The 23,591-nt window shown below is 71.0% G+C and carries 21 protein-coding genes and 1 pseudogene; 13 read left to right on the top strand and 9 right to left on the bottom strand.

What is annotated here, in order from left to right; genetic code table 11:
• The first annotated feature begins 14 nt into the window (after window positions 1–14).
• The 8 genes from ABZ463_RS26490 to ABZ463_RS26455 all read left to right on the top strand — a co-directional run bounded on the left by ABZ463_RS26490 (window position 15) and on the right by ABZ463_RS26455 (window position 9,751).
• Window positions 15–500: a GNAT family N-acetyltransferase gene (locus ABZ463_RS26490; protein WP_352015655.1), complete on the top strand. Its 486-nt coding sequence runs from the start codon at window positions 15–17 to the stop codon at window positions 498–500.
• A 115-nt stretch (window positions 501–615) separates the two neighbouring features.
• On the top strand, window positions 616–2,226 hold the full coding sequence (locus tag ABZ463_RS26485; protein ID WP_362780041.1) for an AMP-binding protein: 1,611 nt from the start codon (window positions 616–618) through the stop codon (window positions 2,224–2,226).
• Between the two features lie 70 nt (window positions 2,227–2,296).
• Complete coding sequence (locus tag ABZ463_RS26480) at window positions 2,297–3,865, top strand: NAD(P)-binding domain-containing protein (RefSeq protein ID WP_362780039.1); 1,569 nt, start codon at window positions 2,297–2,299, stop codon at window positions 3,863–3,865.
• Window positions 3,866–3,870: 5 nt separating this feature from the next.
• On the top strand, window positions 3,871–4,914 hold the full coding sequence (locus ABZ463_RS26475) for an alpha-hydroxy acid oxidase (RefSeq protein ID WP_362780034.1): 1,044 nt from the start codon (window positions 3,871–3,873) through the stop codon (window positions 4,912–4,914).
• The gene (locus tag ABZ463_RS26470) at window positions 4,908–6,260 is read left to right on the top strand and encodes a cytochrome P450 (RefSeq protein WP_362780031.1); all 1,353 of its coding nucleotides are present in this window, start codon (window positions 4,908–4,910) and stop codon (window positions 6,258–6,260) included. Before ABZ463_RS26475 ends, ABZ463_RS26470 begins: the two co-directional genes overlap by 7 nt.
• Window positions 6,257–7,600, top strand: coding sequence for a cation:proton antiporter (locus ABZ463_RS26465; protein ID WP_362780028.1), 1,344 nt, complete (start codon window positions 6,257–6,259; stop codon window positions 7,598–7,600). The genes ABZ463_RS26470 and ABZ463_RS26465 overlap by 4 nt, the downstream gene beginning before the upstream one ends.
• A 142-nt stretch (window positions 7,601–7,742) precedes the next feature.
• Window positions 7,743–8,432 carry a response regulator transcription factor gene (locus ABZ463_RS26460; RefSeq protein ID WP_352015661.1) on the top strand — a complete coding sequence of 230 codons (690 nt, stop codon included), beginning with the start codon at window positions 7,743–7,745 and terminating at the stop codon, window positions 8,430–8,432.
• Window positions 8,429–9,751 (top strand): HAMP domain-containing sensor histidine kinase, encoded by a 1,323-nt coding sequence (locus ABZ463_RS26455; protein WP_362780024.1) that lies wholly within the window; start codon window positions 8,429–8,431, stop codon window positions 9,749–9,751. The genes ABZ463_RS26460 and ABZ463_RS26455 overlap by 4 nt, the downstream gene beginning before the upstream one ends.
• Before the next feature lie 15 nt (window positions 9,752–9,766).
• On the opposite strand, the gene ABZ463_RS26450 is transcribed toward ABZ463_RS26455, so the two are convergent.
• The 6 genes from ABZ463_RS26450 to ABZ463_RS26425 form a co-directional block, all read right to left on the bottom strand.
• On the bottom strand, window positions 9,767–10,375 hold the full coding sequence (locus ABZ463_RS26450) for a DUF4291 domain-containing protein (RefSeq protein ID WP_362780021.1): 609 nt from the start codon (window positions 10,373–10,375) through the stop codon (window positions 9,767–9,769).
• A 54-nt stretch (window positions 10,376–10,429) separates the two neighbouring features.
• Window positions 10,430–10,675 carry an SHOCT domain-containing protein gene (locus ABZ463_RS26445; protein ID WP_352015664.1) on the bottom strand — a complete coding sequence of 82 codons (246 nt, stop codon included), beginning with the start codon at window positions 10,673–10,675 and terminating at the stop codon, window positions 10,430–10,432.
• A gap of 101 nt (window positions 10,676–10,776) precedes the next feature.
• Entirely contained in the window at window positions 10,777–11,688 is a 912-nt protein-coding gene (locus ABZ463_RS26440; RefSeq protein ID WP_362780019.1) for a cation diffusion facilitator family transporter, read from the bottom strand.
• Between the two features lies 1 nt (window position 11,689).
• Window positions 11,690–12,097 carry a metalloregulator ArsR/SmtB family transcription factor gene (locus tag ABZ463_RS26435; protein ID WP_362780016.1) on the bottom strand — a complete coding sequence of 136 codons (408 nt, stop codon included), beginning with the start codon at window positions 12,095–12,097 and terminating at the stop codon, window positions 11,690–11,692.
• Window positions 12,098–12,394: 297 nt separating this feature from the next.
• The gene (locus tag ABZ463_RS26430; RefSeq protein ID WP_362780014.1) at window positions 12,395–12,973 is read right to left on the bottom strand and encodes a copper resistance protein CopC; all 579 of its coding nucleotides are present in this window, start codon (window positions 12,971–12,973) and stop codon (window positions 12,395–12,397) included.
• Window positions 12,936–13,697: a hypothetical protein gene (locus ABZ463_RS26425; protein WP_352015668.1), complete on the bottom strand. Its 762-nt coding sequence runs from the start codon at window positions 13,695–13,697 to the stop codon at window positions 12,936–12,938. The genes ABZ463_RS26430 and ABZ463_RS26425 overlap by 38 nt, the downstream gene beginning before the upstream one ends.
• A gap of 111 nt (window positions 13,698–13,808) precedes the next feature.
• Here ABZ463_RS26425 and ABZ463_RS26420 point away from each other — a divergent pair, with 111 nt between their 5' ends.
• The 3 genes from ABZ463_RS26420 (at window position 13,809) to ABZ463_RS26410 (ending at window position 16,935) form a co-directional block, all read left to right on the top strand.
• Window positions 13,809–14,237 (top strand): hypothetical protein, encoded by a 429-nt coding sequence (locus ABZ463_RS26420; protein WP_362780011.1) that lies wholly within the window; start codon window positions 13,809–13,811, stop codon window positions 14,235–14,237.
• A gap of 107 nt (window positions 14,238–14,344) precedes the next feature.
• Window positions 14,345–15,661, top strand: a complete 1,317-nt coding sequence (locus ABZ463_RS26415) for a PLP-dependent cysteine synthase family protein (protein WP_362780008.1) — start codon at window positions 14,345–14,347, stop codon at window positions 15,659–15,661.
• Complete coding sequence (locus ABZ463_RS26410) at window positions 15,658–16,935, top strand: MFS transporter (RefSeq protein ID WP_362780005.1); 1,278 nt, start codon at window positions 15,658–15,660, stop codon at window positions 16,933–16,935. Before ABZ463_RS26415 ends, ABZ463_RS26410 begins: the two co-directional genes overlap by 4 nt.
• Before the next feature lie 44 nt (window positions 16,936–16,979).
• Here ABZ463_RS26410 and ABZ463_RS26405 read toward each other — a convergent pair whose 3' ends face one another.
• On the bottom strand, window positions 16,980–18,320 hold the full coding sequence (locus tag ABZ463_RS26405; protein ID WP_362780002.1) for an aminotransferase class V-fold PLP-dependent enzyme: 1,341 nt from the start codon (window positions 18,318–18,320) through the stop codon (window positions 16,980–16,982).
• 361 nt (window positions 18,321–18,681) lie between these two features.
• On the opposite strand from ABZ463_RS26405, the gene ABZ463_RS26400 reads away from it, so the two are divergent.
• Complete coding sequence (locus ABZ463_RS26400) at window positions 18,682–20,493, top strand: alkyl sulfatase dimerization domain-containing protein (RefSeq protein ID WP_362780000.1); 1,812 nt, start codon at window positions 18,682–18,684, stop codon at window positions 20,491–20,493.
• Window positions 20,494–20,625: 132 nt separating this feature from the next.
• Here ABZ463_RS26400 and ABZ463_RS26395 read toward each other — a convergent pair.
• Window positions 20,626–20,934 (bottom strand): annotated as a pseudogene (locus tag ABZ463_RS26395) (DUF6114 domain-containing protein); the annotation flags it as partial.
• 35 nt (window positions 20,935–20,969) lie between these two features.
• A complete protein-coding gene (locus ABZ463_RS26390) occupies window positions 20,970–21,566 on the bottom strand; it encodes a DUF6230 family protein (protein ID WP_362779998.1) in 597 nt (198 codons plus the stop codon).
• A 631-nt stretch (window positions 21,567–22,197) separates the two neighbouring features.
• On the opposite strand from ABZ463_RS26390, the gene ABZ463_RS26385 reads away from it, so the two are divergent.
• Complete coding sequence (locus ABZ463_RS26385; RefSeq protein ID WP_362779995.1) at window positions 22,198–23,547, top strand: WD40 repeat domain-containing protein; 1,350 nt, start codon at window positions 22,198–22,200, stop codon at window positions 23,545–23,547.
• Window positions 23,548–23,591: the final 44 nt, after the last annotated feature.

Genomic DNA, 23,591 nt, shown 5'->3' with positions numbered 1-23,591 from the left:
GTTATGGTCGTTCTGTGACTTTTCGGGTTGAGCTCATCACGCCCGCCAACGTCGAGGCGGCCATGAAGGTGAACGTCCGTCCTGAGCAGGAGCGGTTCGTCTCGCCGGTGGCGACCTCGCTGGCCGAGGCCTACGCGCACGGGGAGGCGGCCTGGCCGCGTCTCATCCTCGACGGTGATCGTCCGGTGGGTTTCCTCATGGCGTTCCTGAACATCGACTGGGACGGAAAGGGGGTCGACTTCCGTTCCGGGCTGTGGCGGCTCAACGTGGTTCCCGAGGCGCAGGGACGTGGGGTCGGCCGTTTCGCCGTCGAGGTGGTGGCCGCCGAGGTGCGGCGCCGGGGCGAGAGGCGGATGTACGTCACCTGGGAGCCGGGGGAGGACGGCCCCGAGGGCTTCTACCGGAGGCTCGGGTTCGAGCTGACGGGCGAGACGTCCGGGGGCGAGACGGTCGGGGTGCTGGACCTGGGCGAGGTCCCCTCCGGCGACCGGTCGTTCTGATCTGGCTCTGATCTGCGCTGCCTACTGTCGCGGACAACGCACCGGTTCCGCACCGACGGCCCGGTGACCGGACAGGTCCACGAAGGCAGAAGGCAGAAGACAAGAGGAGCCAGTCATGTACGAGTTCCCGTCGTTCACCGAGTCCGTCCGGCCCGCGGGGTCCCCCGAACCGCCGTTCCCCTACGCGCTCCTTGACGCGCTGCGGAGCTCGCCCGACAGTCCGATCTTCGAGCAGGGGACGCGGGTCGTCTCACGGGGTGAGCTGCTGGACCTCGTCGGGCACATGGCCGGTGCGATGCTCGACGCCGGACTCGACCCCGCCCGGGGCGTCGCCGTCCACACGGGCGTCTCGCCGGAGGCGTTCGCCGCGCAGACGGCCGCGCACGTGCTGGGCTGCCGTGTCGTGTTCGTACGCCCGGGACAGACGCCGGGCCAACTCGCCCACATGCTCGACACGGGGGTGGACGCCGTGGTCGTGGACGCCTCGACGGCAGGTCCCGAGGTGTTCGCCGCCGCGGGGGCGGCCACGATACTGACCCTCGGCCCCCTCCCCGGGGACGTTCCCGGCGCGGTCGACCTGCTGGCCCACCAGGGCGGTGTGCGGCTGCCCGCCCTCCTGGGGCACCCCGACGACGTGGCCCTGATGGCCTTCACCAGCGGCAGCACCGGGCAGCCCAAGGGGTGCGCGCTCACCTACCGCGCGCTGGGGGAGAGCTGGTCGTGGCAGCCCAGGCTCTGGTCGCCGCTGGCGACCGAGCTGGCCGGGGCGTTCCGGCGCTATCTGCTGCTCGGCACCCTGTCCAGCCTGGTGGTCCAGGAGTTCCTGGCGTTGTGCCTGCTCGGAGGCGGTGTCGCGGTCATCCCCGAGGACGACGGACGGCCGCCGTTCCCGTACGCGATCGAGCGCCACCGCATCACCGGGGCCATCCTCCCGGTGCCCAGGCTGTGCCGCATGCTCGACCTGCTCCGCACGGAACAGGTCGACGTCAGCAGCCTGCGGGCGCTGATGGTCGCCGGGTCGCCGATCAGCCCGCACCGGCTGGCGGAGGCGGTCGAACGGCTCGGGCCCGTCGTCTACCAGGCGTACGGGTCGAGTGAGGCCGGGATGATCTCCATGCTCACCCCCGGGGACTTCGCGAGGTTCCCCGACCGAGCCCTCGCCTCGGTCGGCCGCCCGCAGCCCAGGGTCGAGATCAGGGTGCTCGACGAGGAGGGCCGTCCGGTCGCCACGGGACGGACCGGGGAGATCCACGTCCGCAACGACTACCTCATCGCGGGCTACTGGGGGCAGCCGGAGGAGACCCGCGCGGTGCTGCGGAACGGCTGGCTGCGCACCCGCGACCTCGGCTACCTCGACGAGGACGGCCTGCTCTACCTGGTCGGCAGGACCAGGGACGTCATCATGGTCAACGCGATGGTGGTCTACGCCGGGCCGATCGAGCGTGTGCTGGCCGGTCACCCCGACGTGGCCGAGGCGTACGTGACCGGCGCCATGGACGAGCGGACCGGGGAGGCCGTACACGCCTTCGTCGTGCCCGCCCCCGGCCGTGTCCCGGACCTCGGCGAGCTGACCGCGCTGGTCGGCACCGAACTCGGCGCCGACAGCGTCCCCCGGACGATCATGTCGATCCCCGCCCCGCTGGTCGCGGCCAGCGGGAAACCGGACAAGCGCGCCCTGCTCGAACGGTACGGCTCCGGCCGTGCCGAGGAGGCAGGACGACTCTGATCAATCTCTGAGAATCACGCGCCAACACTGATGTCGTCCCGTTCGACCGTACGCAGTGACGGAGGCATCAGTGTCTGACAACACCCTTGACTATCTGGTGATCGGCGCCGGGCCCGCGGGCCTGCAACTGGGCCACTTCCTGCACCGGGCGGGGCGGAGGTACCGGATCCTGGAGGCGGGCCCCGAGCCCGGCCAGTTCTTCCGGACCTTCCCCCGCCACCGGATGCTCATCTCCATCAACAAGAAGCACACCGGACACCACGACCCGGAGCTCAACTTCCGGGTGGACTGGAACTCGCTGCTCTCGGACGACCCTGATCTGGTGTTCACCCGCTACAGCGACCGTTTCTTCCCCGGCGCCGACGACCTCGTGCGTTACCTCGGTGACTTCGCCGCCGCCCTCGACCTGCGGATCACCTACGGCGCCCGGGTCGTCGACGTCTCCCGCCCGGACGCGAAGGGGCCGTTCCGGGTGATCGACGGGCAGGGCCGGACCCACCAGGCCGAGCACGTGGTCGTCGCCACCGGGGTCTCCAGGACCAACGTCCCGGAGATCCCCGGCATCGAGACGGCCGAGGGCTACGACACCGCCTCCGTTGACCCGGCGGACTACACGGCCAAGCGGGTGCTCGTCATCGGCAAGGGCAACTCGGCCTTCGAGACGGCCGACAACCTCATCGAGACCGCCGCGGTGATCCACGTCGCGGGCCCCCACTCGGTACGGCTGGCCTGGCGAACCCACTTCGTCGGGCACCTGCGCGCGGTCAACAGCAACTTCCTCGACACCTACCAGCTCAAACTGGGAAACGCGGTGCTGGACGGCGACGTCAGGCGCATCGAGCGCCGCGCGGACGGCACGTACCTGGTGACCGTGAGCTTCGCCAGGGCCGACGAGGTCACCAAGGACATCCCGTACGACCGGGTGATCGTCTCCACCGGGTTCCGGTTCGACGCCTCGATCTTCTCCCCCGAGTGCCGTCCCGAGCTGACGATCAGGAACCGCTTCCCCGCGCTGACACCCGCCTACGAGTCGGTCAACGTGCCCGGCCTGTACTTCGCCGGGACCATCACGCAGTCCCGCGACTTCAAGCGCGGCACCAACGCCTTCATCCACGGTTTCCGGTACGGCGCCCGCGCCCTGCACCGCATCCTGGAGACCAGGCACCACGACGCCCCCTGGCCCGGCCGGGACCTGCCCGCCGACCCCGGCGCGTTCGCGGACGCCGTACTCGAACGGGTCAACCGCAGCTCCGGGCTGTTCCAGCAGTTCGGGGTGCTGGCCGACGTCATCGTCCCGGACGGCGACGGCGGCGCGCGCTACCTGGAGGAGCTGCCGGTCGACTTTCAGGGCCCGCCGATCGGCGACGGCGGCCACTTCGCGATCACCCTGGAGTACGGCCCCGACCACGACAAGGTCGACCCGTTCGACATCTCCGTGTCGCGGATCAGGCAGGGCGACGCCTCCCGGGCCCACGAGGGCCACTACCTGCACCCGGTGGTGCGCCACTACCGGGGAGGGGTGGTCGTGGCCGTACACCACGTCACCGAGAACCTGGAGAACGACTGGACCTCCGAGGAGGTCCACCTGCGGCCGCTGCGGGAGTTCTTCCAGCGCCAGAGCCTTCCGGTCCCGGCGTGACGGCCATGCGCCCCCCACTGAACGTCAGGGAGTTCGAGGAGGTCGCCCGCGACCGCCTGCATCCCGCGCACTACGACTACTTCGCCGGTGGAGCCGGTGACGAGACGACCGTCCGGGCCAACGAGGCGGCGTTCGCGCGGCTCGCCCTGCTGCCACGTGTGCTGCGCGGCGCGGGCGAGCCGAGGACCGGGGTCACCCTGCTGGGCGACCGGGCCGCCATGCCGGTGCTGGTCGCGCCGACCGCGTTCCACCGGCTCGCCGACCCCGAGGGTGAGAAGGCCACGGCCCGCGCGGCGGCCGCCGCCGGGACGATCATGATCGTGAGCATGGCCTCGACCGTCGCCGTCGAGGACGTCGCGGCGGCGGCTCCGGAGGCCACCCTGTGGTTCCAGCTCTACGTCCAGCCGGACATGGCCTTCACCGAGAGGATCGTCCGGCGCGCCGAGGCGGCCGGATGCACGGCGCTGGTCGTCACGGTCGACTCTCCCGGCAGGGGACGGCGGGAGCGGGACCTGCGCAACGGCTTCGACGACCTGCCGGAGGGCATGTGCTGCGAGAACCTGCGCGACGGCGACCGGGTGCGGCCGATCGTCATGTCGCCGGACATCTCCTGGCGGCACATCGACCTGCTCAGGCGGATGACGGAGCTGCCCATCGTGCTCAAAGGCGTCGTGCGTCCCGCCGACGCCTGCCGCGCGCTCGACCACGGCGTCTCCGCGCTGTTCGTCTCCAACCACGGAGGCAGGCAGCTCGACACCCTCCCGGCGACCGCCGACCTGCTGCCGGGGATCGTGGCCGCCGTCGGCGGGGCCGTACCGGTGCTGCTCGACGGCGGGGTCCGGCGCGGGGTGGACGTGGTCAAGGCGATGGCGCTCGGAGCCTCGGCGGTCGCGGTCGGCCGCCCGGTGCTCTGGGGTCTCGCGGCCGAGGGCGAGCGCGGCGTGGCCCGGGTGCTCGGGCTGCTGCGCGAGGAGGTCGAGCGGGCCCTCGTCCTGTGCGGCGCCGCGTCGGCGCACGACCTCGACCCAGAGCTGGTACGGCCATGCTGACCGCGCTGACCGTGTCGTTCGCAGCCGTCCTGATCAGCCTGCCCTGGTGGCTTCCCGCACGGATCGTCGCGCTGCGGGTGCGCGTCCTCACCAGGATCAACGGCGAGGAGAGCATCCCGGTCCCCGGTGACCTGGTCGGCGTCGACCGGTTCAGGGAGGTCTACTCCCACCCGGCCGCCTCGGGCCGGAGCAGGGGAGCCGTCCTGTCCGACCTGTTCTGGTACTGGCTGGCACCGGGACCCGAGATGCACCAGGAACACCTGGAGGCGGGGGAGCGCTACGACGCCGTCGCCCTGGCCACCCGGCGGATCCTGGCCGTGCCCCGGACGAGGGTCGAGGAGCTCACTCGCCGCTGCGTCAACCGGGCGCTGCGGGACAGGCGGGGGATGGTACGGCTGCGCGACCTGATGATGCCGGTCTGGGCGGAGTTCTCCTACGAACTCGTCTTCGGCGAACCGTGTCCGCCGAAGGCCCGTGACCTGATCGTCGGCAACGCGGACGACGTCGTCACCTCACTCAAGTGCTGCGGCCTGCGGCACATGGACCGGCGTGACCGGCTGACCGGATACCTCGTCGAACGGCTGCCCGAGGTGCGGCACGAGCTTCCCCAGGACCTGTCGGCCAGGGAACAGGCGCTGTACCTGCAGGGGGCCTTCTTCAACACGGCGGTCGTCCAGATGTCGGAGGCGACGGCCCACGTGCTGATGGTCCTGGCCCAGCACCCCCGGGTGCAGAAGGCGGCGCGGGGCGGCGACGACCGGTATCTGGACCAGGTGATCTCGGAGACGCTGCGGCTCTACCCGCTGTTCGGCATCGCCCACCGCGTCACCACCGGGGAGATCCCCCTCGGCGAGGGCGCCGCGATCCCGGCCGGTTCCGTGCTGTGCTTCAACTACCCCGAGTTCCACCGCGCGGGCCTGCCCGACCCGGACCACTTCGACCCGGCCCGTTTCGCGGCGCGTCCGGCCAGGGAGATCAACCACATCCCCTTCGGCATGGCCGCGAACCGGCCCTGCCCCGCGTGGCGGCTGGCGCCGATCGCCCTGCGGGTGGCCGTACGGGAGACCCTGCACGCCTGCGAATTCGACTCGACCGCCTCCCACACCCGGTCCCTGCCCAACAGGGGGCCGTGCCTGCTGACCCCCCTGGGAGCCGGACGTGGCCCGGAGGTCCGGGTGAAGTTGCTGTTCATGCGGTTCAGGGACCGCTGGGAGGACGTGTGGCGCAGCCTCGTGCAGCTCGTCCTCGGCACCTACATGGTGTGGGACGCCCGCAGGCTGCGGCTGTGCGAGCGCCACTTCGCGCAGGAACCCCATCCGGTCGGCGTACGGAGGCACGAGTCATGAGCGGTTTCCTGGCCTTCACCCAGACCTCCCCGGTCGATCCCAACCTGGGGCTGGTCCTCAGGGTGCTGCCCGCCCTGGTCGTGATCCTGCTGGCGGCGGCGGTGTGCGGCCGGCTGGCGACCATGGTGATGCAGCCACGGGTCGTCGGTGAGATGGTCGCCGGGGTCCTGCTCGGGCCGACGCTGCTGGGCGCCGTGTTCCCCGGCGCGCAGGAGGCCCTCTTCCCCGCCGACGTCCGGCCGATCCTGTACGTGCTCAGCACCATCGGGCTGACGCTGTACATGTTCCTGGTCGGGGCGGGGATGGACCACAGCGTCCGGATGCCGGGGGAGACGCGCAGGGCCACGGCGCTGGCCGCCTCGGGGATTCTTCCGTCCCTGGTTCTCGGCAGCGCCCTCGGGTTCCTGCTGTGGGATCGTCTCTCCCGGTCCGACGTCGGCCGTGTGGAGTTCGCCCTGTTCCTCGGCGGCGCGCTGTCGCTGACCGCCTTCCCCATGCTCGCCAGGATCCTGTACGAACGCGGCCTTGAGAACACCCGCATCGGCAGGATCACCCTGGTCGCGGCTTCCATCGACGACGCCGTGGCGTGGTGCCTGCTCGCGGTGCTCTCGGCGGTCCACCTGGGCACGGGCGGCGGTGACGCGCTGCGCACCATAGGTCTGGCGGTGGTGTTCACGGCGGTGATGCTCGGGGTGGTCGCCCCGCTGCTGCGCCCCTTGGGCCGTGAGGTCGAGCGCACCGGCCGTCTCGGCGCCGGCGCCGTCTACGTGATCGTCCTGGTGCCGCTCACGGCCGGTTGGCTCACCGACTGGATCGGCGTCTACTCGGTGTTCGGCGGCTTCGTCGCCGGGCTGGCCATGCCCCGCGAGGCGGCGTTCCGTCAGGCGCTGCACGGCCGCATGATGGACGTCGTCTCGACGCTGCTGCTGCCGGTCTTCTTCGCCTTCTCCGGGTTGAACACCCATCTCGGCGGCATCACCGGCGGTTCGATGCTGCTGGTGCTCGTCGCGATCCTGCTCACGGGTTTCTGCGGGAAGTACTTCGGCTGCGCGCTGTCCACGAGGGCGCTGGGGTTCGGCTGGCGTGAGTCGTGGGCGATCGGCGCCATCATGAACGCCCGGGGGCTGATGATCCTCATCTTCATCAACATCGGCCTGGCCCAGGGCCTGATCACCCAGGAGGTCTTCGCGATGCTCGTCCTGGTGGCGGTGCTCACCACGGCGGGGGCGCTGCCGCTGTACAAACTGGCCATGCCCGAGCGCCACGAGCGGGCGAGCATTGAGGAGATCGCGGAGACCGGTGAGGGGGCGCGCGGACGGGAGGCGACACCGGTGAGCTGATGATCATGCCTGGTCGCCGGGGTCGTGACCGGTCGTGGCGCAGGTGTGGCGCAGGCGCGACGCACGCGCCACGCCTGCGCCACGCCTGCCTTTGCGTCAGAGTTGACTAGAAATTTACCAATATCAGTGCAATTGTTGACCAGTGGCACGGATACCGGCGACATCCGAACCGCGCTCTTCCCGGCTGCTGCTCGTCGAAGACGACCGTGATCTGGCGGACATGCTGGCCGAAGTGTTCGCCGACCAGGGATACACCGTAGACCTGGCACCGGAGGGGCAACGTGGCCTGCACCTGGGTTTGAGCCGCGGTTACGACATCATGATCATCGATCGGGGACTGCCCGCGATCGACGGGCTCGACCTGCTGCGACGGCTGCGCAGGCAGGCCGTCACCGTGCCGGTGCTGGTGCTCACGGCCTTCGGCACGACCGCCGACCGTGTCAGCGGACTCGACGCGGGCGCCGAGGACTACCTGGTCAAACCCTTCGAGATCGACGAGCTGCTGGCCAGGGTGCGCGCCCTGCGGCGCAGGAACCTGGACCAGGCCAGACTGCTGCCGCTCGGCGCGGCCTGGCTCGACTCCGACTCCCACCTCGTACGGTTGCCCTCCGGCGAGCAGGTGACCCTGTCCGGTCAGGAGTGCCGCCTGCTCCACGCGCTGGCGGTCCGCCCGAGGCAGGTGCACACCCGCGACTCGTTGCGGCAGCGGGTCTTCGACGGCGCCCAGACCGAGTCGATCGTGGACACCTACGTCTACTACCTGCGCAACAAACTGGGGCACGGCGTCGTACGCACCGTACGGGGCGTGGGGTACCGCCTGGGTGAGCTGTGAACGGGCGGCGGCGCTTCGACCCGGAACGGCGGCTGCTGATCCGGACCCGCCGCCGGATCACCGTGCAGATCGCGGGCGGATTCACCCTCGTGCTCGCGCTCATGGGCGCGATGGTCTACTACGTCACGGTCAACGGCCAGGACGTCGCCGCGCGGCGTGACCTGTTCGTGGCGGCACGGTCGGCCTCGATCACCCAGCCCCCGCCCTGCATGTGGCTGTTCGAGCTGGGCGGAGGCACCGTACGGAGGTCTCCCGGGTCCCCGGACCGGTTGCCGGTGCGCGCGTTCATGGACCTGGTCGCCGCGGACGGGCGGCCCCGGGTCGAGGTCGCCGAGGTCGGCGGGCTGACCTACCTGATCAGGACCCAGCGACGTGACGACGTCGTGGTGCAGGCGGTGATGGACCTGCGCTTCCGGATAGCCGACCGGGAACGGCTGCTGAGCACCCTCGGCGCCGCCGAACTCGCCGGGCTGCTGGCGGCGCTGCTGATCGGCCAGGTCCTCGCGGGCCGGGCGATCGCGCCGCTGGGCGAGGCCCTCGACCGGCAGCGGCGCTTCACCGCCGACGTCAGCCACGAACTGCGCACCCCGCTGACCCGGCTGCACGTCCGCGCCCAGCTCACCGCCCGGCACCTGCGCCGGGGGTCGGAACCGCTCCTGGCCGTCGGCGACGTCGACCAGCTGGCCGCGGGCATCGGGCAACTCGGCGAGGTGATCGAGGACCTGCTGCTGTCCACCCAGCTCAGACGGCGGCTCCAGCCGTTCGGCCCGGTCGACCTGGCCGCGCTGACCGAGGAACTCGCCACGGCGGAGGCGGCCCGCGCCGAGCAGCGCGGGGTGACGATCGAGGTGAGGAAGGGCCCCGGTGAGCACGTCGTGCGCGGAGCGCGGTCCGCGCTGCGCCGGGTGATCTCCGCGCTGCTCGACAACGCGCTGCGGCACGCCCGCGAGGGCGGCGACATCTGGATGACCCTCCGCTCGGGTCCCGAATGGGTCCAGCTCAGCGTGCGGGACGACGGCGTCGGACTGGACCCGCGTGACGGTGAGCACCTGTTCGCCAGACACGTCGGCAAGCCCCACCAGGGAGGCCTGGGCATCGGTCTCGCCCTCGTGAGCGAGGTGGTGGACGCCCACGGCGGCACGGTCGGCGTGGACGGACGGCCGGGCGCCGGCGCCACGTTCACCATCCGCCTTCCGGCGCACCCCGGCGGCGACGGCGCACCGCGCTCCCCCCGGATACGGCTCCCGCAGCAGGTGCGGAACCGGGCGCACAGGAAGACGCGGGTGCCGGTCCCCGAGTACGGCGAGGGCCGCCCGTAGGCGGCACGGTCGGCGTCACCGGCCTGCCGGGACGGCACGCTCGGAGGCCCCCGTGATCCGGGCGAGTTCGTCCGGCAGGGGATAGGGGCGTTCCACGGGCAGCATGTCCGTGATGTCATGACCGTCGAGCAGTGCCTGACGGATGTCGTGGACCCGGCGGGTCAGGTCGGTGATCCGCAGTGTCCACCGGTCGAGATAGCGGGTCACGGCGTCGCCGGAGAGGCCGATCTGGATCGACCGGTATGACAGGGGATTGTGGCGCGGGCCGCGTTCCGGGTCCCACTGGACACGCACCGGGCTCTCCCGCAGGCGCCGACGCCAGACTTCGGGATCGACGCCGTCGCCGGGGTGGCTGAGGCAGGAGTGCCGGAGTGCCCACTCGAAGCCCTCCCGGCTGATGTCGACGGCCAGGACCCTGGTCTGACCGGGCTTGGTGGCATAGCCGCAGCGGTACATCATCCAGAGAAAGGAGGGTTTGATCCAGGTCATCCGTTCGCGCTTGAAGGGCGGCACGAACCGCTGGGCGGCGACGGCCGGGTCCGCGATGGCGGGGTCGTAGGCCTGGTAGACGGTGATGGCCTCCTCGGCGAAGGCCGCGCGGATCTGGCGATAGGGGATGGTCATGTCCCCGAGCATGGTGAGCCGTGTGCAAGCCCCGCAACGGGATTTAGCGGGCGGTCACCGCCGGTTTCGCAGCACCTCAAGGCGCTGCCGGTACTCCTCGGCGTCGACCTCTCCCCGGGCCAGCCGTTCGGCCAGCACCTCCTCCGGAGGGACCCGCCCGCCCGCCGCGAGCCAGCCTGTCCGCCGCCCGCCGCTGACGTAGTGGAGCAGCGCGACGATCCCGGCGATGATCAACACCCACAGCAGGATCGTCGTTATGCCCATGACCAGCCAGGAGCCGATTCCGTAACCCCACATCATCGTCGGTCCCCTTCCCGAGAGGTACCTTCAGCCTTCCTCCGCCGAGTCCGTACGAAAGAGGGCCATTGGTCCCGCGACCGGCGCCGATGGTCCCGGCGCGGCTACCAGCCGAGTTCGTCGCAGCCCCGGTGGTCGGCCGGCTCGATCTGCAGGGTGGCGTGCTCGACGCCGTGGCGGGTGCGCAGCAGGTGACGCGCGCGGTCCAGTACGGCGTGGCCGTCGGCGAAGTCGGTGGCGACCAGGTGGGCGGTGGCCACGTTCATGCCGGAGGTCAGCGTCCACAGGTGCAGGTCGTGCACGTCGCGTACCCCGTCGATGGCGGCCAGGTCCGCGGCCACCGCGGCGGCGTCCATGCCCTCGGGCACGTGCTGGCCCAGGACGGCGAAGACCTGGCGGCCCAGCGACAGGGCACGCACCGCGACGAAGACGCCGATGGCCAGCGCCACGACGGTGTCCCACAGCACCTGGCCGGTGGCCGCGACCAGCCAACCGGCGATGATGACGCCGACCGATCCCGCGGTGTCCGCGACGACCTCCAGGTAGGCGCCCCTGACGTTGAGGCTCTCACCGGCGCCCGAACGCAGCAGCAGCAACGCGACCAGGTTGACGAGCAGGCCGATGGCACCGACGACGAGCATCGGGCCGGAGGAGACCTCGGCGGTCTGACCGATACGGCCGACGGCCTCGACCACCACGTACACCGCGACGCCCAGCATCAGCACCACGGCCAGCAGGGAGGCGAACACCTCGGCCCGGTAGGAGCCGTAGCTGCGCCTGCCGGTGGTGTCGGGCCGGGTGGCGATCTTCGTGGCCACCAGCGCCGCGCCGAGGGTGACCACGTCGGCGGCCATGTGCCCGGCGTCGGAGAGCAGCGCCAGCGAGCCGGAGACCAGTCCGTAGCCGAGTTCGACGACGAAGAAGGCGCCGATCAGCACGAAGGACAGGGCCAGCCGCCTGCGGTGACGGCCTCCCGCGTGTCCCTGGACGTGCCCGTGGCCGTGTCCGGTTCCCATCTCAGCCCTCTCCGTCGCGCTCGGGGTGCAGAAGCTCGGTGTGCTCGATGTGGACCAACGCCACGTCGAGGAGCATCCGCACGTGCGGGTCCGCCAGCCGGTAGTAGACCATCCGGCCCGCGCGGCGGCTGGTCACGACACGGTGGGCGCGCAGCAGCCGCAGCGCGTGCGAGGCGGCGGACTCGCTCTGCCCGGTCACCGCGGCCAGGTCGCACACGCACATCTCCCCCTCAAGCAGGGCGACCAGCAGTCTCAACCGGTTGGCGTCCGACAACAGGCCGAAGACGTCGGCCACGTCGGAGAGATCACGGGGGGCGGGCATGCGCTCCCGCACGTCGGCGACCCGGTCGGGATCGACCTTCCTGACGACACATCCGTCAATCGATGGAACATCTGAATAGGTATTCATATGAGCAGATTAGCGAGTGGGGTCACCGGCCTGTCAACCGGCCCGCGTCGGCCGGGCCGATACGGCGGGTCCGCGGTGGCCGGGTCGGCTGACCCGTGCTGGTCGGTACGGCCGGTCCGCGTTGGCCGGTACGGCTGGTCCCTGTTGGTCGGTACGGCTGGTCCGCCCGGTCGGTACGGCGCACGCCGCGGACGGTGGCGCACGCCGTGGTGCACCACCGCCGCTCTCTCACCCGGGATCACCCGGCCTCGCCGCCATGCCCACGATGACGCCGGGGTGTCCGAGGGCGCGGGGGACCTACCCCTGGGTCCCCTTGCGGCGCGTGATCAGCCACGCGCCCGCCCCGGCGAGTACGACGACCGCGCCGACCGGCCACACCCACCCGGGCAGGCCGGAGGTGCCGCTCGGCTCGGACGCGGCGGCCGGAGAGGGCTCGGCGGCGGAGGATTCGGTGGCGGCCGGGGGAGGGACGGCCTCGGAGGGGTCGGCGGAGGCCTCCGCCGTACTCGCCGGTGTGGAGACCGACGGCGACGGGGACTCCGGGGTGGGAGAGGGGCTGTCGGGGTCGGCGATCACGGTGAAGGGGATCTGACCGCTGATGGGGTGACCGTCGGAGGAGGCCACGTGCCAGGCGATCTGGTAACGACCCGGGGCCAGCTGGTCGGGCACCTTGGCGCGGATCGTGCTCCCCTCGTCCGGTGCGTCGAGCTTGGTCGTCTCGTCGCCGGGGCCGGTCAGGACGACCTTGGCGAAGCGCATACGGGAGGAGAACTCCAGGGTGACGGTCTCGGGGCTGGTCACCTTGGCGTTGGCGGCCGGTGAACTGCTCTTGAGACGGTCATGGGCGAACGCCGGTGAGGCGGTGCCGATCAGCACCAGCAGGCAGCCGACGGCGGCTGCCAGGACGGTGCCGACGGTTCGGCGCGGCGATGCCGCCGAGGTCAGGAATGACAAGGTGGGGACTCCCGAAGACGGCCCGGCGATGGCCGGGGCGAAGGCGACGCCCGAGCGTGCGGGCGTCGATGACACGGGTGCGCCGCTCCCCGGAGGGGGCGGCGTCGTCCGCGGGAGGTCCACGGCGGTGGATCGTGGAGGTGGGCCACCGCCGGGCGAGGCCGGAGGAGGGCCACGACGCGGGGGCGACAGGCCGAGGCGTCGGAGGGTCGTCGGAGGCGGCGGACGGCGGCCGGAGCAGTAGGGGCCACGACGGCCGCAGCAGGCGCAGCATGAGCCAGAAGGCGCTCTCGCCCCGGTGCAGCCACCAGCCGCTCATCGCCCCGACCGCGAGGTGGACCAGCGCCATGCCGACCGCCTGGTGCCCGTGCCCGTCCTGGGCGGCGAACCCGCCGGAGGTGCGGGCGAACAGCTCGTGCAGCAGCACCTGGGCGCCGATCGTGGTGCCGACCACCGCCGCCGGTGGGTGCTCACGGCCGACGAGCGGCAACACCACGACCAGGAGGCCCGCCGCGCCGGCCGCGAGGGCCGCGACGGAAAGCGAGGCCCCCGCGCTGAAGGCGTGCCCGCCCGCCGAGACCGCCAGGCAGGCGGTGGTGAACGCCAACGCCCGTAGCAGGCGCAACGTCATCGGTAAGGGAGGCACATGTCCCATCTTGCCGTCCAATGTCGCATTGGCAACCGCCACGCTGACCCCAGGCCCGACTGACTACCCTCTGTCATAAGTCGATGACGAAGGGTGATGTACGGTTGTGGGGTGATCGCACCGATGCGACGAGCCGTACAGCGCGCGGGCCTCTCCCTCGTGCTGTGCCTGGCCGCGCTCGCGGCGGCCCTGCTCGCGCATCTGATCCTCTCCGCCGCCCACACCCAGGTGGCGCACCACCATCACGGACCCGGCCCGGGGCAGTCGGGCATTTCCGTCGCCGTGGCCGGTTCACCGCGGGAACGGGTGCCGGAGCGCTGCCCCGCCCCCGATCCGCCGGAGCACGACCACAGCCTGTGCGGGGCGGCGACGGTGGCGCCCGCCACCGAGGCGCGCCCGCTGTCGTCCGGTCCCTTCACCGGCCTGCCGGTCATGGCGTCGCCGCAGGCCGCACCGGCGCCGACGACGCGGCGCGCACGACCGGTCCACGCCCTGCCCGGAACCACCGTGCTGATCTCCAAATCCGTCTTCCGCATATAGGCCGTCCCGTGCGGGCGCGCCCTTCGACGACTCACCTTCCGGTCCGAGCCGTGGCTTCGGCGTGCCCGAGAACCAGCCGACCATCTCACGTCCACGGGAAACGGATCATGACAGACACACTCAGCGAAGCGCGGACCATCACCCCCGTCCTCAGCCGGTTGGTCACCGGCGGCACCTGCCACACCCTCGAACACGTGGTCGGTAACACGCCGACCCTGTGGATCCCGGACATCGCCGCGGGCACCGACCGCGGATTCTGGGCCAAGCTGGAGGGAGGCAACCCCGGCGGCATCAAGGACCGCTCCGCCCTGTACATCGTCGAGCGCGCCCGCGAGCGCGGGCACCTGGCTCCCGGCGCGCCCATCGTCGAATCCACCAGCGGAACCTTCGGGCTGGGACTCGCCCTGGCGGGCATCGTCCACGGCCACCCGGTCACCCTGGTCAGCGACCCGGGCCTGGAGGCGCCGATGCGGCACCTGCTGGCCGCCTACGGCGCCCGCGTGGTCACCGTCACCGAGCCCCACCCGGCGGGCGGCTGGCAGCAGGCCCGCCGCCTGCGGGTCGGGGAACTGCTGGCCGAGTCTCCCGGCGCCTACTGTCCCGACCAGTACGCCAACCCCGACAACGTCGCCGCCTACACCTCGCTGGCCACCGAACTGGCCGGGCAGCTTGGCCGGATCGACGTCCTGGTCTGCGCGGTCGGCACCGGCGGCCACAGCGCGGGAACCTTCCGCGCGCTGCGGCGTTTCCACCCTGACCTGCGCCTGGTCGGCGTCGACTCCGTCGGCTCGACCATCTTCGGCCAGCCCGCCCGCCACCGCTTCATGCGCGGCCTGGGCAGCAGCATCCATCCACGCAACGTCGACTACGCGGCCTTCAGCGAGGTCCACTGGGTCGCCCCGGCCGAGGCGGTGTGGGCCTGCCGTCGCCTGGCCGCGATGCGGTACGCGACCGGAGGCTGGAGCGTCGGCGCGGTGGCCCTGGTGGCCTCCTGGCTGGCGCGTACCTCACCCGGCCACACCCGGATCGCGGCCGTCTTCCCCGACGGCCCCCACCGCTACGCCGAGACCGTCTTCAACGACGACTACTGCGCCGCCCACGGCCTGTGCGGCACCCCGGCGGCCGACCCCGACCGGATCGGCCATCCGACCGAGCGGGAGGTGACGCGCTGGACCCGGTGCGCGAACGTGCTCGACCCCGTGGGCCTGCCCGCCGTACAGGGGAGCGTCGTGCCCGCCGTACAGGGAGACGCCGCGCGGGGGAACTCCGCGCGGGGAGGCGTCACGCGGGAAGCCCCCGTCCCGGGAGGTCCCGCGCCGGGCGGCCTTCCGCCGGGAAGCCCCACACCGGAAGGTCCTGAGCCGGGAAGTCCCACGCTGGGGGACCCCGCGCCGGGAGGTTCCGTTTCGGGAGGCCGCAGGTGAAGAGCACCCTGGCCCTGACCCGTTCCTTCGAACGCCCCATACGGCTGCTGCTGGTCAACCAGCTCACCATCAACATCGGCTTCTACATGCTGATGCCGTACCTCGCCGGGCACCTGTCGACCACCCTGGCCCTGCCCACCGCGCTGGTCGGTCTGATCCTGGGTGTGCGCAACCTCAGCCAGCAGGGCCTGTTCCTCCTCGGCGGAACGCTGGCCGACCGGCTGGGCTGCAAACCCCTGATCGTCGCCGGTTGCGCCCTGCGCACCGTGGCCTTCGCCCTGCTGGGGGTCGCCGACTCCCTGCCGGTGCTGCTGGTCGCCTCGGGGTTGGTCGGGCTGGCGGGCGCGTTGTTCAACCCGGCGGTGCGCACCTACCTCGCCGCCGAGGCCGGGCCCCGCAAGGTCGAGGCCTTCGCCGCCTTCAACGCCTTCTACCAGCTGGGCATCCTGATCGGGCCGCTGATCGGCCTGGTGCTGGACGCGATGGCCTTCAGCGTGGTGTGCCTGACCTCGGCGGCGATGTTCGCCGTCCTGACCGTCGCCCAGGTGCGGGCCCTGCCCGCCCGGGCACCGTCCCGCCCCGACGACGAACGGCGGCGGCCCGGTGTGCTGCAGGACTGGCGCGCCGTGCTGACGAACCGGTCCTTCCTGCTGTTCTCCCTGGCCATGACCGGTTCCTACGTGCTGGGCTTCCAGGTCTATCTGGGGCTGCCGCTGGAGATCCGCAGGGTGAGTTCGAGCGAACTCGGCGTCACCGGCGTCTTCGTGGTCTCGGCGGTGCTGACCGTTGTCCTGCAGGCCCGGCTGACCGCCTGGGCGCAGGCGCGTTGGCGGCCACCCCAGGCCATCGCCAGGGGTCTCGCCCTGATGGGTCTGTCCTTCGTGCCCGTCGCCGTGAGCACCCTGTGGCTGCAGGGGCCGGTCCCATCGGGCCCCGTGGCCTGGGCGTTCACCCTGGCACCGGCCCTGACGACGGCGGCCCTGCTGAGCGTGGCCACCATGATCATCTATCCGTTCGAGATGACGACCATCGCGGCCTTCGGCGGTGACCACGCCGTGGGCACCTTCTACGGCCTCTACAGCACCCTGGCCGGAATCGGCATCGCCACCGGCAACCTGCTCACCGGATGGACCCTGGACGTCGGCGCGCGCGTCGGCCTGCCCGCCCTGTCGTGGCTGGCCCTGACGGTGATCGGTCTCGCCTGCGCCACGGCCGTCGCCGCCCTCGACCGTACGGCGGGCCTGCCCCAGCCCGCCCAGGCCGTCACGGCGTAACGCGCCGGGTGCGGGGCGCGGGGGGCGCCTCCCGCGCCCCGCGCTCAGCTCCCCATCCGGCGCGCCAGGTCACGTATCCCCCGGGCCAGCAGGTCCACCTCGTCCCGCGAGGTGAACAGCGCCGGGGTCACCCGCACACAGGCGCCCCCGACCAGCCCGCCACGACGAACCGTGAAGATCCGGTACCGGTCCATCAACTCGGTGGTGATCGCGGCGTTGTCCGCCTCGGACGTACGGCCGGCGATCCGGAAGGCGGTGATGGCACCGTACATGCCGTCCTCCTCGGGGGTGAGGACCTCCACGTTGGGCACCTCCAGCACCTGGCCCACCCAGCGGTCCCGCAGGAACCGCAGCCGCGCCTGCTTGACCGCGGCGCCCAGCCGGTCGTGGAAGTCCAGGGCGGCGCCGACCGTCAGGACGGGGGCGACGTCCTGGGTGCCGCAGTGCACCCGGGAACGGATGTCGTCGGCGGGATAGGACTCGTCGCAGAAGGCCGGTTCGACGTCGGCCAGACGGCTCGCGCGGATGTGGATGAAGCCCGTGCCCAGCGGCGCTCCCACCCACTTGTGCAGGGAGAACACCCCGAAGTCGGCCCCCAGGTCGGCCATCGTGAAGTCCAGATGCCCCCAGGAGTGGGCGGCGTCCACGATCACGTCCACGCCGCGCTCGCGCGCCATCGCGACGATCCGCTCGACCGGTGTCACCAGGCCGGTGATGTTGTTCATGTGGCTGAGCAGCAGCAACCTGACCCGCGGGTGCTCCTTCAACGCCGTGGCGTAGGCGTCGAGCACCGCCTGCCGGGTCGCGGGCTCCGGGATGGTCAGCCGTTCGACCTGGACCCCCCGCCGCTGCCGTAGCCAGTTCATGGCGTACCGCCCACTGTGGTAGTCCAGGTCGGCGTACATCACCGCGTCGCCCGGCCGCAGCCGCCGATACCCGGCGATCAGCAACTGCAGGGCCTCCGTACCGCCCCGGGTCAGGGCGATCTCCCCGGGCTCCACCCCCACCACGGCCGCCACCCGCCGCCTGACCTGCTCCGCCTCGTCCTTGTAGGTGGTGCGCAGCAGGTGGGAGCTGTACTCGTTGAGCCGGTCCGTCGCCCGGTGGTAGGCCAGGCGCACCGGCTCGGGCATGATCCCGTAGTAGCCGTTCTCCAGGTTCACGAAGTCGTCGCTCACCCGGTACTGCCGTGCCACCGACCGCCAGAAACCCTCGTCCCGGGCGACCTGTTCAGGCGTGGCACCGGCCGGAACGACCGGGACCGGCGTGTCGTCCCCACGACCGGCGAGGGCCGACGCGCCACCCCCACGACCGGCGAGAGGTACGGCCAGCGCCCCCAGCCCGGCCACCATCCTCCGCCTCGACAGGCTCCCCGAAACGTTCATCGAACACCTCCACGCCGACCGGTTCGTCATCACACTGTGCGACCGACCGGCTCCGGGACCGGGCATTCGCGCGGTACGGGCGTGGCGCGGGGCCCGCAGGCCGTACGACCCACGGGCCCGGTCCGGCCGGTCGCCCGCGACGCCGCTCCGGCGGCGGGCCGGTCATGGAACTCCAACCATGGGCACTGTTTGTTTGGAAGCAGCTACGAAGAGAAGTCGCTCATGATCGGAATCGCACCGCCGACACGGCGACGTCGGCCTTGGACGCGAGTCGCCGCCGCGACGGTGTCGAAGCCCGTATAAGGGGATTTTTGGGTTTTTCCTGGCCTTTGGTTGGAGGGGGTGGGGGCAGCACGGTTTCATGGCAGACCTTCCCTTTCACGACCGTGCCGACTTCGACAACGCGGACCGTGGCTTCGTCGCGAAACTCAGCCCCGCCCTGGTGAAGGGGACCGACGGGAAGGTCGTCTGGGACAACGACGTCTACGCCTTCCTGAACGGCGACTGCCCGCAGGACGCGCATCCGAGCCTGTGGCGGCAGGCGCAGCTGTGCGCCAAACAGGGGCTGTTCGAGGTGACCGAGGGCGTCTACCAGGTACGCGGGCTGGACCTGTCGAACATGACGATCGTGGAGGGCGAAACCGGGGTCATCGTCATCGACCCGCTCGTCTCCACCGAGTGCGCCGAGGCGGCGCTGCGGCTCTACCGGGACCACCGGGGCGACCGGCCGGTCACCGGCCTGATCTACACCCACTCCCACGTCGACCACTTCGGCGGAGCCCGCGGCGTGACCGACGGCGAGGGAATCCCGATCCTGGCCCCGGCCGGCTTCATGGAGCACGCCGTCTCGGAGAACGTCTACGCGGGCACCGCGATGAACCGCCGGGCCCTGTACATGTACGGCCAGCGCCTGCCGCGCACCGCCGAGGGCCAGCTCGGCTGCGGACTGGGGATGGGCACCTCGGCGGGTACGGTCACCCTCATCCCGCCCACCGTCGACGTCACCCACACCGGGCAGGAGGAGACGATCGACGGGATACGGATCGTCTTCCAGCTCACCCCGGGCACCGAGGCCCCGGCGGAGATGAACTTCCTCTTCCCCGACCGGCGGGCCCTGTGCATGGCCGAGAACGCCACCCACAACCTGCACAACCTGCTCACCCTGCGCGGCGCCGAGGTCCGTGACGCGCGGGTCTGGGCCCGCTACCTGGACGAGGCGATCACGCTGTTCGCCGACAAGGCCGACGTCGCCTTCGCCTCCCACCACTGGCCCACCTGGGGCAGGGACGACATCGTCGCCTTCCTGTCGCAGCAGCGTGACCTGTACGCCTACCTGCACGACCAGACCGTACGGCTGATGAACCACGGCCTGACCGGCGTCGAGATCGCCGAGACCATGCGGATGCCGCCCGCCCTGGAGCAGGCCTGGCACACCCACGGCTACTACGGTTCCGTCAGCCACAACGTCAAGGCGATCTACCAGCGCTACCTGGGCTGGTTCGACGGCAACCCGGCCCACCTGTGGGAGCATCCGCCCGTTCCGCAGGCCAGACGCTACGTCGAGTGTCTGGGCGGCGCCGCGGCCGTCGTCGCACACGCCCGCCGCTACGTGCGCGAGGGGGACCTGCGTTTCGCCGCGACCCTGCTCAACCACGCCGTCTTCGCCGACGAGGACAACACCGAGGCCCGCGAACTCCTGGCCGAGGTCTACACCCGCCTCGGGCACGGCGCCGAGAACGCCACCTGGCGCAACTTCTATCTGGCCGGTGCCGCCGAACTGGCCGACGGCCCCTCGGCGGGTACGGCCGACACCACCTCACCGGACATGCTCAGCGCGCTGTCCGCCGAACAGATCTTCGGCTCCCTGGCCATCCGCGTCAACGGCCCGAAGGCGTGGAACGAGCGGTTCGCCATCGACTGGCACCTCACCGACCTGGACGAACACCACCGCACCACGATGTCGAACGGCGCGCTGACCCACCGGCGGACGTCGCCGGGGGAGAGCGCCGACCTGACGCTACGGCTGACCAGGCAGCGGCTGCTCGACCTGATCGTCGGGGACGGCTCCGGCGGTCTTGACGGCGTCGACCATGACGGGGACGCCACCGTCCTGCGGAGGCTGGGTGCCGTACTGGAGGAGTCCACGCCGGACTTCGCCATCGTCACCCCCTGAGAGGCCGCCCGAGCGGTCGGCGGACTGGCTGACGGTCCGGCCGTTCGCCCGGTCGGCGGACTGGCTGACGGTCTGACCGCCCGGCCGGGCGGCGGGCCGGGCGGCGGGCCGGTTGACGGGGGCCCAGGCCGCCGCCAGCATGCCGCCCAGCAGGCCCAGGACCATACCGGCCAGGAAACCGCCCAGGTTGGAGTAGACGAAGGAGGCCAGGGAGAGCACCACGCTCACCAGGCCGAGGAAGACCCGCTGGCCGGGCTGCAACCAGATGAGCACTCCCGCGAGCACCATGACCAGCGCGACCAGGTAGCCCGCCCCCACCGCGCCGAACATGACGGCCACCGGCAGGGCGTCGATCGTCAGGGAGACGGACAGCAGCTCCAGGCCCGCCGCCACGATGAACAGGCCGCCCCAGAAGGGTCGTGAGCGCCGCCAAGATCTCATGGTCCTCCGTTCGCGGGTCAGAAGCGGTTCGCGGGTCAGAAGCATTCGTGCTCGCCGCGCAGGATCTTCAGCCCGAGGTCGGGCAGGCTCAGCGTCGCGGCGGAGACGGCCCGCGCGCTCAGCCGTACGTCGTGCAGGGTGAAGGTCCGGCTCTGGCCGCCGAAGGTGCCCGCCGGGCCTCGGGCGGCGGGCACCCCGTTCAGGGTGGAGGCGTCGCGGCCCAGCTCGACGCCCCGCAGTGTGGCCGCGCCACGGGCCGCCGCGGTGTCGATCACCATGTCATCGATCGTCACCTCGTTGCCGTCCTGGCCGCCGGTGATCCTGATGGTCACCGTGCCCACGGGGGTCCGCACCAGCGCGCTCTGGCACAGGCCCTTGGCGAACGCCCGCCGGACGCCGGTCACGATGACCGGGATGGTCTGGCCCTCCCGGTCGCGCACCACACCGGCGGACAACGTGAAGTCCCGTCCGGTCAGCTCGTCGGTGAAGAGCTTGAACGCCTGCCCGGAGACCACGAACGTGGCGCCGACGACCCCCTGGGCGACGGCGCCGACCAGCAGCGACGTCACCGTCGCGACGAGAAGGAGGATCAGGAGGAAGCGCCTCCAGCGCACGCGCCCCTGCTCGGCCATGATCGCCCCTCACCGCCCCCGGAAGAGCCGGCGATTCACCACGGAAAGCCGTGGCCCGACCCGTTTCAGATCATGAGCGGCATTCGCCGGGCCTGTCGACGCACACGCCGGACCCCCCACCACCTATGACCCGAAGCTGGACAACCTTTCCAAAGACCGGAAAGATCTCTGAACCACACCGGGCCAGGGACGCCGGAGGGCTGTCTCAGGGAAGGCGGTCGCCCCTGCCGATCGGCCCGTACCCGCCAACCCACAGGATCGCGACACCGGAATGCCGCCGGACCCACATGCCCCCCTCTGTCCGGCCGCGGTGGCCGCTACGGCGGCGATCGAGCCGCGGTGTGTTCCGAATGCCATGGAGAAAGGCCGCCACGGCGGAGCGCCACTGTGCGGCAGGTTGGAGGTGACCATTCGAGCCGTCGGTCCCGCGAAGTGAACAGCTATTCCAGGAAGGCGTGTTGAATCTCTTGACGGACATTGGAAGAAGGCCGGTACCTGAAATCCAGGAAAGGCGGTCGATGTTCGGAACGAATGGTCGCATCGGGCTTCTCAGAGCTGCGGTGAGAAATGAACAGGAGAAGGCCGTGAGATCGGATCGTCAATGATGAGGCGCAGCCGCCGTACCGTCGCTGTGACCGCCTTCGCGATTCTGTCCGTCGTGGTCGCGGGATCGGTCTGCGTGATCACGGCCGGTTCGGGAGCGCGTCAGCGTTCCGCGGCGGCTTCCAGGGTGGCGCTGGCCGGGGTGAGCCTCCGGGAGAGCAACCCGGAGCTCTCCCTGCTCCTCGGCGCCACGGCGATACGGCTGGATCCCGATCCACTCGTCAAAGCCGCACTGATGGACGGCATCATGGCGACCCGGCAGCAGCAGTTGGCCGGAAGCGTCGATATCTGGGCGGCGGCGTTGAGCGCTGACGGCAGACTCGCTTTCACGAGCGACAACGGGAGGGGAGTGCGTGTCCGGCCGCTGCCCGACAGGCGTTCCGTCAGGGACGAGGTGTACATGCCTGCGAGCTTCCTTCTGAAGGACGCCGCGGCGGGTGAGGTGGCGTTGTCGCTCGACGGAAAGGTCGCACTCATAGACACGGCGAACGTGTGGGACCCGCCGGTGGAGATCTGGGATCTGACGAAGCCCAAGAAGCCCCGTCATTCGGCGACCTTCGAAGGAGGTCAGCCGGAGGGGGATGTGGAAAGTCTGACCATCACACCGGACGGCAGAACCGCCCTGGTCAACCGAACCGACTCCGAGACCGATGTGGGTCATGTTCTGGTGCTGGACATCACGGACAGGTCGCATCCGGTCAAGGTGGCCTCGTTGTCTTCCAAGAAGACCGGCTCCGGGCGGCTTGGGGTCGACGCGACCGACAAGGTCGCGGTGATCGTCGGCAAGGACGGGGCCGTGGTGTGGGACATCACGGATCCATCCAAACCGAAAGAGACGGCGAGCATTCGGCGGCCGGGCACCGCTGAATGGAGAAGCGTCGCGCTGGGGCCCGAAGGGGACGTGATGGTGGTGGGGACGGGCGACGGAGCAGTCGTGTGGGACCTGCCGAACGGAGGTGATCCCGTTCAACGAGGAGCGTTCTCCCAGGGCACGGGTCCCGTTGACATGATGTCGGCGGTCTCGGACCGTCACACCGTTCTGATCCGCCAGGGAATCTATTCTGTCGCGCTGTGGGAGATAACCGACCCGTCCCACCCCTTCAAGGTCGCGCAGCTGGGCGGGGTCGACAGTTTCGCCAGGTCGGTCGCGTTGAGCCGGAACGGAATGACCGCTTTCGTCGGCGTAAATCAGGGGAGCGGGGTCTGGTGGAATCTCGCGGAAGTCAGCGGCGACCCGTTGCGTGACCTGTGCCGAGGCGGCGCGGCCCCCAGCGGGTTCATTCTCGACAAGGACAAGTGGGATCGGTACGTCGGCGAAGGCTGGGCCGACCATTTCGGAGACCGGACCTTTTTCCAGCCGTGTAGCGACCCCTTGTAGGGAGCAGCCTGACCGGGCCGGCGAGCGCACTCGCCGGCCCGTCG

Origin of the sequence: Streptosporangium sp. NPDC020145 (assembly GCF_040631275.1) — a bacterium.
Classification (GTDB): Bacteria; Actinomycetota; Actinomycetes; order Streptosporangiales; family Streptosporangiaceae; genus Streptosporangium.
This window is presented reverse-complemented; position numbering and strand designations above follow the sequence as displayed.